9 protein-coding genes and 2 pseudogenes are annotated in these 9,786 nt (G+C 60.7%); 6 read left to right on the top strand and 5 right to left on the bottom strand.

Annotated features, from left to right (window positions below; all coding sequences use genetic code 11):
• Together IVB48_RS07150 and IVB48_RS07145 are read left to right on the top strand one after the other, a co-directional pair.
• On the top strand, positions 1 to 537 hold a 537-nt coding region (locus tag IVB48_RS07150; protein WP_247398885.1), incomplete at its 5' end, for a transposase.
• Positions 538 to 703: 166 nt separating this feature from the next.
• On the top strand, positions 704 to 2,359 hold the full coding sequence (locus IVB48_RS07145; RefSeq protein WP_247398882.1) for a transposase family protein: 1,656 nt from the start codon (positions 704 to 706) through the stop codon (positions 2,357 to 2,359).
• Between the two features lie 286 nt (positions 2,360 to 2,645).
• Here IVB48_RS07145 and IVB48_RS07140 read toward each other — a convergent pair whose 3' ends face one another.
• The gene (locus IVB48_RS07140; RefSeq protein WP_247398880.1) at positions 2,646 to 3,005 is read right to left on the bottom strand and encodes a hypothetical protein; all 360 of its coding nucleotides are present in this window, start codon (positions 3,003 to 3,005) and stop codon (positions 2,646 to 2,648) included.
• Between the two features lie 426 nt (positions 3,006 to 3,431).
• On the opposite strand from IVB48_RS07140, the gene IVB48_RS41135 reads away from it, so the two are divergent.
• Complete coding sequence (locus IVB48_RS41135; RefSeq protein ID WP_256468873.1) at positions 3,432 to 3,563, top strand: hypothetical protein; 132 nt, start codon at positions 3,432 to 3,434, stop codon at positions 3,561 to 3,563.
• Positions 3,564 to 4,313: 750 nt separating this feature from the next.
• Here IVB48_RS41135 and IVB48_RS07135 read toward each other — a convergent pair.
• Together IVB48_RS07135 and IVB48_RS07130 are read right to left on the bottom strand one after the other, a co-directional pair.
• Positions 4,314 to 4,595, bottom strand: a complete 282-nt coding sequence (locus IVB48_RS07135) for a helix-turn-helix transcriptional regulator (RefSeq protein ID WP_247398878.1) — start codon at positions 4,593 to 4,595, stop codon at positions 4,314 to 4,316.
• A 686-nt stretch (positions 4,596 to 5,281) separates the two neighbouring features.
• On the bottom strand, positions 5,282 to 5,719 hold the full coding sequence (locus tag IVB48_RS07130; RefSeq protein WP_247398893.1) for a hypothetical protein: 438 nt from the start codon (positions 5,717 to 5,719) through the stop codon (positions 5,282 to 5,284).
• Here IVB48_RS07130 and IVB48_RS07120 point away from each other — a divergent pair.
• The 3 genes and pseudogenes from IVB48_RS07120 (at position 5,685) to IVB48_RS07110 (ending at position 8,497) form a co-directional block, all read left to right on the top strand.
• Positions 5,685 to 6,416: pseudogene (locus IVB48_RS07120) on the top strand (dipeptide/oligopeptide/nickel ABC transporter ATP-binding protein). The gene IVB48_RS07130 and the pseudogene IVB48_RS07120 overlap by 35 nt on opposite strands.
• A gap of 482 nt (positions 6,417 to 6,898) precedes the next feature.
• Positions 6,899 to 7,168 (top strand): hypothetical protein, encoded by a 270-nt coding sequence (locus IVB48_RS07115; RefSeq protein ID WP_247398876.1) that lies wholly within the window; start codon positions 6,899 to 6,901, stop codon positions 7,166 to 7,168.
• A gap of 933 nt (positions 7,169 to 8,101) precedes the next feature.
• Entirely contained in the window at positions 8,102 to 8,497 is a 396-nt protein-coding gene (locus tag IVB48_RS07110; RefSeq protein WP_247398888.1) for an MATE family efflux transporter, read from the top strand.
• Between the two features lie 55 nt (positions 8,498 to 8,552).
• Here the strand turns inward: IVB48_RS07110 and IVB48_RS07105 are convergent, their stop codons facing one another.
• Entirely contained in the window at positions 8,553 to 8,843 is a 291-nt protein-coding gene (locus IVB48_RS07105; protein ID WP_247398874.1) for a hypothetical protein, read from the bottom strand.
• A 386-nt stretch (positions 8,844 to 9,229) separates the two neighbouring features.
• Positions 9,230 to 9,471 (bottom strand): annotated as a pseudogene (locus IVB48_RS07100) (IS256 family transposase); the annotation flags it as partial.
• Between the last annotated feature and the right edge of the window lie 315 nt (positions 9,472 to 9,786).

The following is a 9,786-nucleotide window of genomic DNA, read 5'->3' as shown; positions in this document are numbered from 1 at the left end:
GACGCGCAGTGGTCAGTCGGCTGTCGCAACGGTGCCGAGCTCTGGCGCCGCTTGAAGGGACAAGGCTTCAAGGGATCGCTGCGCGTCGTGGCGGAATGGGCGACGCGACGGCGACGTGCCGAGACTATCAGCCATCAACAATTGCAGAAGGTCCCCGCCGCCAGGACGATAGCGCAGCTGATGACGACGAAGCGCGACCACCTAACCAAGGCCGAGACCGTCACGCTTGCGGTCATCGAACAAAACGTTCCTATGCTGGCCGATGCCCAAGCTCTCGTTGGCCGCTTCCACGCGATGATCCGAAAGAAGGCCGAGATGGAGCTCGAACCTTGGATTGATGACTCCAAGCGGAGCCTCATTGCCTCGTTCGCGAATGGCATTGCCAACGATAAGGCCGCGGTGCACGCGGCTATCACGCAACCATGGTCCAATGGCCAAGTGGAAGCTCAGATCACCAAGCTCAAGCTGGTCAAACGGCAAATGTACGGGCGCGCTAAGCTCGATCTCCTTCAGGCTAGGCTGATTGGCGCGCCATAAAAACAATCACTATCATCGAATATGCGTCAGAGCCCCGATTGGATGCCGATCACCCCGAAAACGGGGCGCATTGCCTCATTCAAAATGTTACTGGAAAACTTCTCGCCGATGACTGCAGCAGCGCCACCAAATTGTTTCGGTGGCCTCTATGGCGGGAAAGATCAGCATGGGTGCGCGGCGCGAGGTGTTGTCGGCGGTGATGGAGCGTTACCGGTCGGCCAAACGGGCGGAGAAGGGGCGCATCCTCGACGAGCTGTGCGCGATGACGGGCTGGCATCGCAAGCATGCGGTGCGCGCGCTCCGACGACGCGCACCGGTTGGGCCCGGCGCCGTCGAGGCAGCTCGAGAGCGCAAGCGTAGATATGGTGCGCCGATCAAGGACGCGGTGACGGCGCTGTGGGAGGCGTCCGATCGCGTGTGCGGCAAGCGGCTCAAGGTGATGATCCCGACCTTGCTGCCGGCGCTCGAGCAACATGGCCGATTGCGGCTTGGCCAAGCGGACCGTGAGCGTGTTCTGGTCATCAGCGCCGCGACCATCGATCGCCTGCTCGTCGAAGTGAAGATCGCGGCGAGCGGCGGCAGGCGGCGCCGTGCCGGATTCTATTCGGCAATCCGGCGCGAGGTCCCGATCCGCACGTTCAATGACTGGAACAGCCCGCCGCCCGGGTTCTGCGAGGTTGACATGGTCGCCCATGGCGGCACGTCGGTGGCTGGCTCGTTCATCCAGACCCTGACGATGGTCGATGTCGCCACGGGCTGGACGGAGTGCCTGCCGCTGTTGACGCGGGAAGGTTCACTCGTCGTCGAGGCGATCAACCGGGCACAGAGCCTGTTCCCCTGGTTGTTGCGCGGCGTGGACTTCGACAACGACAGCGCCTTCATGAACGATGTCGTCGTGCCATGGTGTCGCGAACAGAAGCTCGAAGTCACACGCTCGCGCGCGTACAAGAAGAACGATCAGGCGTTCGTTGAGCAGAAGAATGGTGCCGTCGTCCGTCGCCTGATGGGCTACGGCCGCTTCGATGGCGTCGAGACGGCCCGTGTGATGGGCCGCCTCTATGCGGCGGCACGGCTCTACGTCAACTTCTTCCAGCCGTCGTTCAAGCTGAAGGAGAAGCGCCGCGAAGGGGCGAAGGTGATCAAACGCTATCATCTCCCATCGACGCCCTATGAGCGTGCATTGGCGCATCCCAAGGTGACCGCCGCCGTGAAGAAACGGCTGCGCGATCAGTATCGCTCGCTCGATCCGGTCGCGCTGTTGGCCGAGATTCGCGCAACCCAGAACGAACTCGGCAATCGCGTCGATCGTCGTGCCGGACAGGCGCGTGGCCTGCAATCCGCTCACACGAGCAACGCGCCGGTGACCGCGGCGACGTTCGCGAAGACGCTCGGCAAGAGGGTGACCGCCGGCGAGCCGCGTGCCACGCACCGGCGGACTCGTCGGCCCTATAAAACCAGGGTTCGCATGCCGTCCAAGCTCGACCCGCATATTGCTGCTATCGAGGGCTGGCTCGCGGAGCAGCCGCAACTAACGGCGCTCACAATCGTCGGTCGGCTGAGCGAGACTCACCCCGAGGAGTTCGGGGCGAGACAGCATTCGATCGTGCAGCGCCTGCTAAGGGCGCTTAGACAAAAGACGGCCGAGCAGTTGGTCGCGGAGCGGCCGCTTGCGGATGCCTCGACCGCCGCTCCATCGCCCGGGGTTGTGGACGGCTCGGGCTATGTAGGGCCCGACCCGCCCACAGCCCCTTTCGTCGAGCAAGCCGGGAAAGCTACCTGGCGCGGCCGATCAGTCGACCTCGCATCCGTGCCATCAGGGTAACATTTGCTGATGCGGCAATACGCGGGGTCCTTATTCCATGCCGAAACACACGCTTCAGCGTCCATCGACGCAAGCGGCTCGCTGGCTTCGTCAGGACCAATAGGCGTCATCCTCGACGGCCAGGATGTCCCGCTTCCGTGCGATCTCGCGACGGCGCCCGCGCTCGTAATCCTCGCCCTCGGACTCTGTATGGTCGGAGGCGCGAAAACGCGCGCGCCGTCCGGCCCCGGCCGCCTTGTCGAACGGCCCGCAAGCAGTCCTTCCCCCGCCATCGGCCGCCGACCAGCTAGAGCTTAGCCAAATGTGCGTACGACTTCATGCCATGGTAGGTGGCCGCTTCGACGAAGACTTTGTCTCCGGCTGCCAGATCGAACTGAGTGCCAGCGCTATCCCGTGCCGCGCTCCATAGGTAATGGAGTTTGTCCGGATTCGCCACGAAATCCTGCCTGGCGAAACAGGTTCGCCAGTTGCGCCCGGTGTTCTGAAGCACCCGAGTGGGACAGATACTCCACGTAGTCGGAAATATCGGCCGTTGAAAAGTGATCGCCGCGTACATGTGGCGGCGCGCACCTTTGGAGACGTTTTGAAAATCTCGCAGCAGACAGTCATTCCAGTCGATGATAGGCAAGGAGGCCACAACGAGCATGGAGCCTTTCGGCAAATTGCGCAAAGATCGTGCGTAGATTTCCGATGATGCGCCTTTACGGGTGGCCGGTAGAAGCGTGGTAAGTTTTCCGACAGCCTGTCACTTTCGCCCATTGTACCCGATTTTACTCATCTATGGAATTCACCGATCTGATACCTGGTTTCAACCCCGTCTAGATGTGAGCACGCGCCGACCTGTCCTGGCTGCCGAATGTTTTCACTTAGAAACTGACACCCGATGGGTCAACTCCGGCCAACGCTCTATTGCCGACTTCTCTGGAGTGCCGATCCGCTGGCAGACCGGGCTGGTCTGCTTCCTCCCACGAATCAGGCCGCTCCTGGATAAGTCCAGCAGCGGCCTCTTTGTGGCTTCCGGCCAATGCGGGCCCGGCACTTCCTCGGGCGAGACCGTGATGAGGCACACCGGTTGAAGCCGCTCGGCGGGCAGCCGTCGTTCGGAACTTTGCGCGAACTGGCCCGCGTCGTCGGCAGCGACTGTGCCATCGAGATCGACACGAACGCTACCCTGGGGCTGTGTGAGGCGGCCGCCAAAGCATGAGACGGGATGGCTTCTTCGAAGCAGCCTGCGGAAGAACTGCAAATCAGTCCCGGGGGCCGACTGAACGCGTAGGGCGCCGCGAGCAAATCCTGGATGCTGCCGAACGGCATTTGTGAGAGCGCGGCCAAGCGGCCTCAACTCTACGCGAGATTGCCACTCGTACGATGTGCATCACGCAAGTGAAAAGGCTTCACGAGCCCGCGCGGTCCTCTAGCTGGATTCTCTGGCTTGCGCATAGAACTATCTTAACTTGATACGAGTGCTTCAATTGCGTGCAGAGAGCCCATTTCAGCGGAGATGGCGCGCGCAGCGTCAATGATCAATTGGCCAAGTTGCGAATGCTCCGGCCCGCGGAGAAGCGGGTGCATCGCCGATCGTCTTCGGCCTTCAGATCGCTATCGAGGCGCGGTAGTCGCGGGGCTCGAAGTGACACGGCTACCATTGGTACTTTCAGGAGACGGGCCCCGACTTCCAGGGCTAGATCATCACGCGAGCCTGGGGGCCGGGCGACCGCATCGTCGCTGAGGCCAGCCGCTCAAACGAAAGCGCTCGCAGCCACTTGCGTCTATGTGGGCCGGGCGGTTCGAGCAGGGTCACCACAGCGGGATTGGGTCGAAACTTCCGCCCGCTGATGTATTGCCCGGTAGCTTCGGCGAATCTCTCCTGGGTGAAGCCTTCCGCTTCGCAGCCTTTCAAAATTCCGATACACCAAATTGCAAATGTTTTCCGCGAACCAATGCGAGCAGCGCGCTATTTCTTCCTGTGATGTGAACGAGCCGGCTTGCGACCTTTGGGCAAAGTCTCATAGGACGTTGCTCCTTTGGGCGGTTGGACAAAGAACTCAGACAAATGGACACCGAGTGTTTCAGCGACCCGATCGAGCAGATCGATTGATGGAGTCGCGTCTTGCCTCTCAACAGCGCCCATGTATGAGCGGTCGGTATCCGAATCGTAAGCCAATTGCTCCTGCGAAATACCGCGATCAACGCGGATCCGCCGCACATTCCAGGCCACAATCGCACGAGCTTTCATGCGCCAAAGCAGCCATTTGGCGGGCAATCAAACCACTGGCTATAACCCTTCTATTGTCTCGAGTTCGACAAAAGATAGCGAGATAGCGAACTCGCAGCGTATCCTTAAATGAATGAGCCGGCATTGGACCAAGATGTCGGGCACGCGGCGCCGAATGAATGGGTGCTGACTTCCCATGAGGAACAGCATCTGTTGACTTACTGGCGACGATGGCGCCAACCGGGAAGGGGTTGCTTGGATCGAATGGCTTCTCGCCGGCCCTGCAGCCCCGGTTCACCTTCGGCGGCAGCAACGGCCTGGCGATCCTGGAAAGCGCCTGCAAGGAGGTAGGAGTCCCGGCGCGATCCGCGTCGACCAGAGCAGTGAGGTCGTGTCGCGCTATTTTGAGCTTGGCCTGGGCTAGCGGCGCGGCCACGCCGGCTTTCATGTGTAGTCAGCGCACTCGGCTATGAGGCTGTGGGCACCACGCACTCTCTGCCCTGCACGGAGTATGTCGGCACCTCTTGGCAAAAACGTGGCGAACTCAGACACCGCGGTGTGCAGGACCGGATAAAGGCCCTGAAGGCATTGCGAGCCACGAGGGTCGGATAGTGCTGCCAGTTCTCACGAAATACATCACAAAAATAAGCGCATTCGATCGCATTATTTGATGTTGCCGTCGCATTCCATAGTGCCCACGCTTGCAACTAGCTGGTGCCAAAGTTCTGCTCCACACTGTCAATCCACGCATCCTGATCGCCGACGGGCCGACCACGGCTCTCGACGTCACTGTGCAGGCACAGGTGCTGGGATTGCTGGAAGAGAGCAAGGTTCGGGGCAACGCGCTCATCTTCATCAGCCATGATCTGGCGGTGGTCTCCCGGATAGCTGACGAGGTCTTGGTCATGCATGAAGGCGAGGTCCTTGAGCGCGGATCGGCAGACACGTCTTCCAGGAGCTGCAGCACGCCTATACCCCCCAGCTTCTGGATGCAGTGCCATCTGCTCGCCCGCGAGGCTCTCGTCTATCGTTATTGCCCGCTGCACGGCCGCCGCGGCCGCAGTCACGCTCTCTGGAGCAATTACCCGCGCATCGACATTGCCTCCGGTCGTGCTCAGCGCGACAAACCTTGTGAAGCGGTTCAAAGGGCCAGATGGCGTGCCGCGGACAATCGTCGACGATGTCTCCTTTGAGCTGCGATCTGGCGAGACTCTGGGCGTCGTCGGCGAGTCCGGATCTGGGAAGTCGACGATGGCACGAATGGCGCTGGCGCTCGAGCTACCCGACGGCGGGGCCGTTCTGTTTCAAGGTCAGGCCTGGACCACGCTCACTGATCGCGAGCGCAGGACGTGGCGCCGGGCTGTCATGGCTATTTACCAGGATCCCCTCAGCTCCTTTGATCCTCGCTGGACTGTGGGACGCATCATATCCGATAGACCCGCCAATGACGTGTTGACCAGGGGCGAGCGTGATGCACGAGTCGTCCAGCTCCTTGACCTGGTGGGACTATCCTCAGCGTTCCTGGATCGCTAACCGCTTGAACTCTCGGGCGGTCAGCGCCAGCGCGTTGCGATCGCCCGCGCGATCGCTCCAAGGCCCGCCGTGATCGTCTGTGATGAACCAGTCTCAGCGCTCGTCTTCCTAATCCAGGCACAAGTGCTGGACCTGCTTGCCGGTCTGAAGGCGCATCTTAACATGAGCTACATCTTCATTTCGCATGATCTCGGCCTTGTCCGCCATCTCAGCGATCGCGTCATCGTCATGCGCAAGGGCGCGTCGTCGAGACCGGCACCAGGGACGAGATATTCCTCAATCCGAGTACCGACTACACCAGAGGCTTGATCGCCGCGGTCCCAAGTCTTGCGCGCGGCGGGCTGGCCAATCGTTCATTCAGCCGCTCTAAGAAGACGCTCATAAGTGCGCTTATTCGCGATCCTGTGATGAAGGCTGTTTCGACGAACGGGCCACGGCCTTTGGCCATTGAAAACGCGTCGAAGCCATACCCTTTCAGGCAAGCGACGCCTTTGTCTTGCGCGCAGCGATTATTGCCACTCGAGTCGAGAGTTCAGTCTAGCCGATTTGCGGCGCTGGCGAGCTCGGAGGGTCGTCATATCGGCGTCCGTCTATTGGGATTCCTGGTGCAGGATTTGCGGGATGTCTGCGGGCTTTGGGCTCGTCTTTGATGCCGACTGTGGGATTTTCGACATGTTGTCGGAGGAGGACACGCCCGCCAAAGCAAATAGCCATTACAAATCAAGCTATCGCAGTTGGCACGAGCCTTCAAGGAGCTGTCATCCAGCATGGCATGCTCAAAGAAAGTAGTGATGGCTCAGAAGATCATAGCCTCTCAGTTCACGTATGCGTCGCGTTCGATTGCGACTCGCGAGCGTCACTGTCGCGCTCGCTTTCGTCAAGGTGATCGACTAAGCCTCGATTGCGGTCCACCCCGCACCTATCGCGGTGCCGATGACCGACCATTCTGCCAGCCGCCTGCCGCCTTTGCGCTTAAATTGCGGCAAAAAGTCGATGCGCTGGCGGTGGCGCTGATGAAGCCGCGCATCAGCGGGCGAGCAGTCGCCGAACCACAGGGTTAACGGTAAGCCCAGGCCGATGCGCGCCTCCTCTGTGAGGCGCAGCTGCCCGGCCGGACTGATCCCGCATCGGCCGGACATCGCGACTTCAGGGCGAAAACGAGCATCATTTCGGCGGAACAAGGAGTCGTTTGCGGCCGGGGCAAACCTAGTAGCTAGATTTCCATGGACAAATAATCGAAGCACAACCAGTATCAGTTTTGCGGCAGAGCACGAGAAGGGCGGCTGGCCAACACTTCACGATCGAGCTCAACGAAACTGTGAAGCTCGCGTGGCCGATGGTGTTGACCCAGCTTGCGCAGGTCGCGGATGACGGCGGATATTGCCTTCATCGGGCACATCGGGCCTGAGGCACTCGCTGCGGCCGCCTGGCCGTCACGCTCTATCTCGTCAGGTTCACCATTGACGCGGGGCTGGTGGCGCCGATCGCACCTTTGGCGGCGCAGGCGTATGGGCCGGGAATCTTGCTATGGTACCGCGCGCACTGCGCACGGGCCTATGGACGGCTCTGTTTGGACTGGCCTTGTGGCGTAGTGCCGGCGCTATGGCTGCAGGCCATCCGTAATTTCATCGGCGCGGTCAACCGGCCGGAGCCGATCTTGTGGATCAGGCTGGCGGCAATCCCTCTCTGCCGTGCTCGTGTCGGGCTGCCCGGCCTGAGCTGTTCCCTGCGGCGCTTGCGAGCACGCTGGTGAACTATGCGATGCTCCTGGCCGGTTTGTGATTTGCTACAATGCGTCGTCCTTTCCGTAACTACCACGTGCTTGCAGATCTCTGGCAATTGGATTGGCCCTTCTTGCGACAGCTGATCGTCATCGGAACTCAGATTTCAATCGCCTCCCTGATGCAGTACAGAGGTTTTGTCGGCTGCGGCGCGCCTGTCGCCTGATCAGCACCAGTGCACTCGCGGCTCATCAGATCGCGCTTCAGATTACCATGATTACATCCATGATCGCTTTCGGCATCAGCATGGCGGCGGCCGTAAGCGTTGGCCATGCGGTCGGCCGCAACGACGGTCCCGGCATCAAGCGGGCAGGTCTGGTCGCGACGCTGCTCGGTACGCTCATCGCTGCCTTGCTGACCGTTGCGGTGATCGTCGCGCGGCTTGAGATCGCCGAGCTGTTTTTGGACAAATCGGCCGAAGATGCCGACGCGACGATCGGATTGACTGCAGAGCTCCTTGTGGTCGCCGCGAGCCTTTTTGTCACTGATGCCGCGCAGAGCATTGCGGCGGGCGGTCTGCGCGGACTGCAGGACACTCGGGTGCCGCTTCTGTTCGTCGGCATTGGCTGGTGGGTAATCGGCTTCTCACTTGGCTACGTGCTTGGTTGAAGATCGGGCTTGGTGCGACTGGCATTTGGATTGGCTTGTCAATCGTGACGACCATCTACGCGGGGCTCATCGTCATGCGTTTCCATCTGCTGGCGAGCAGGCGTGCTCTCAGAGCGTTCACTTGATTGGGTAATGACGGTTCTTGGCGAGCGGGAATCCAGGAATGCGCGGCGACTTCAGGGGTCCCTCCGCCTTCAAAGAGGCAAGGCGTCCGATTGGAAAAGATGACAGACCGCGCAATCACCAGCAGTTGCGTTCCTTTTTGCAAAGGCACATCAAAACCAATTTGCCGGCCCAGTTTGACATTCATCTCGTCGTTGCCGACCGCGCCACCACAAGCATCCAAGGAGCTGGCTCGCCCGAAGTCCGCGCTGGCACATTCTCTTCTGCCCTATCCTTCCTGCCTCGACCAGGTCGACCGCTTCTTCAGGCTCATCACCCGTCACGCCCATTTGGCACCGCCAACCTCAAAAATGCGACGGCCTATCGGCGCCTACAGTCCAATTGCACGCCTCTGCATGTGAACTCCTGACCCGAACTCCGCCCCCGGAACCTCGCGCGATGTTGTCGGCGAATTTCCGGAACGGAGCTGCGTCGCCGGGACGAAAACTGAGGACGCAGGCGGCGAATTGTGGCTCAATAGTACGACATCTGGAGAATGCGCCTCAGTGCATTGAAGGCAACCGTCACTCGACGGGAGCTATCGCCAAATTTTGGTGACGGCCGGGCCGGTCAGGCGGCGGCGGTTTTGGGCTGACGGTCGGTCGGCTTGGCGATGACCTCGATCCCGTCGTTGAATGTCACACCGAGAACGAGTTTTGGCAACTGGTTGTGGCCATCGAGACGGCGCCAGCTTTTCTGCGCGGCTTCCAGCAGTTTGAAGACCATCGCGAGCGCGGTCCTGTTGGACAGGCAGCCCTTCGATCGATCGTGCGGTGGCGCACGGTGGCGAAGGTGCTTTCAATGGGGTTGGTAACCGGTATGAGATGTCTCGGTGCCAACGTTCCGCTGCGGTTTTCTACATCGTGGCGTATGGTGCGACCATCGGGACAGAGGCACCGGGAGCACGATGTGCGGGCAGGCCGATGCATACGATGAGCTGAGAGCTCGAGTTAGTAGCTGGCCGCCTCTGCGACTCGCCCGGTTGCGCTGGGAGCGCGAATCCGTAGTTGTCGTGTCGCCCGCAGCTCCCGTCATGTGGTCTGATTGGCAGGAGGTGCGAATGCGACGGGTGATTGGCATCGACGTCCACCGAACTTTCGGGGAGGTGGTGTTTTGGGAGGACGGCA

Source organism: Bradyrhizobium sp. 76 (assembly GCF_023073025.1).
Lineage (GTDB): Bacteria > Pseudomonadota > Alphaproteobacteria > Rhizobiales > Xanthobacteraceae > Bradyrhizobium.
This window is presented reverse-complemented; position numbering and strand designations above follow the sequence as displayed.

Bases quoted from the DNA above. Each gene is read 5' to 3' on its own strand.
- IVB48_RS07115 (WP_247398876.1), top strand. From the start codon at position 6,899: ATGGCTCAGAAGATCATAGCCTCTCAGTTCACGTATGCGTCGCGTTCG.
- IVB48_RS07140 (WP_247398880.1), bottom strand. From the start codon at position 3,005: ATGCTCGTTGTGGCCTCCTTGCCTATCATCGACTGGAATGACTGTCTG.
- IVB48_RS07135 (WP_247398878.1), bottom strand. From the start codon at position 4,595: ATGAAAGCTCGTGCGATTGTGGCCTGGAATGTGCGGCGGATCCGCGTT.
- IVB48_RS07145 (WP_247398882.1), top strand. From the start codon at position 704: ATGGGTGCGCGGCGCGAGGTGTTGTCGGCGGTGATGGAGCGTTACCGG.
- IVB48_RS07110 (WP_247398888.1), top strand. From the start codon at position 8,102: ATGATTACATCCATGATCGCTTTCGGCATCAGCATGGCGGCGGCCGTA.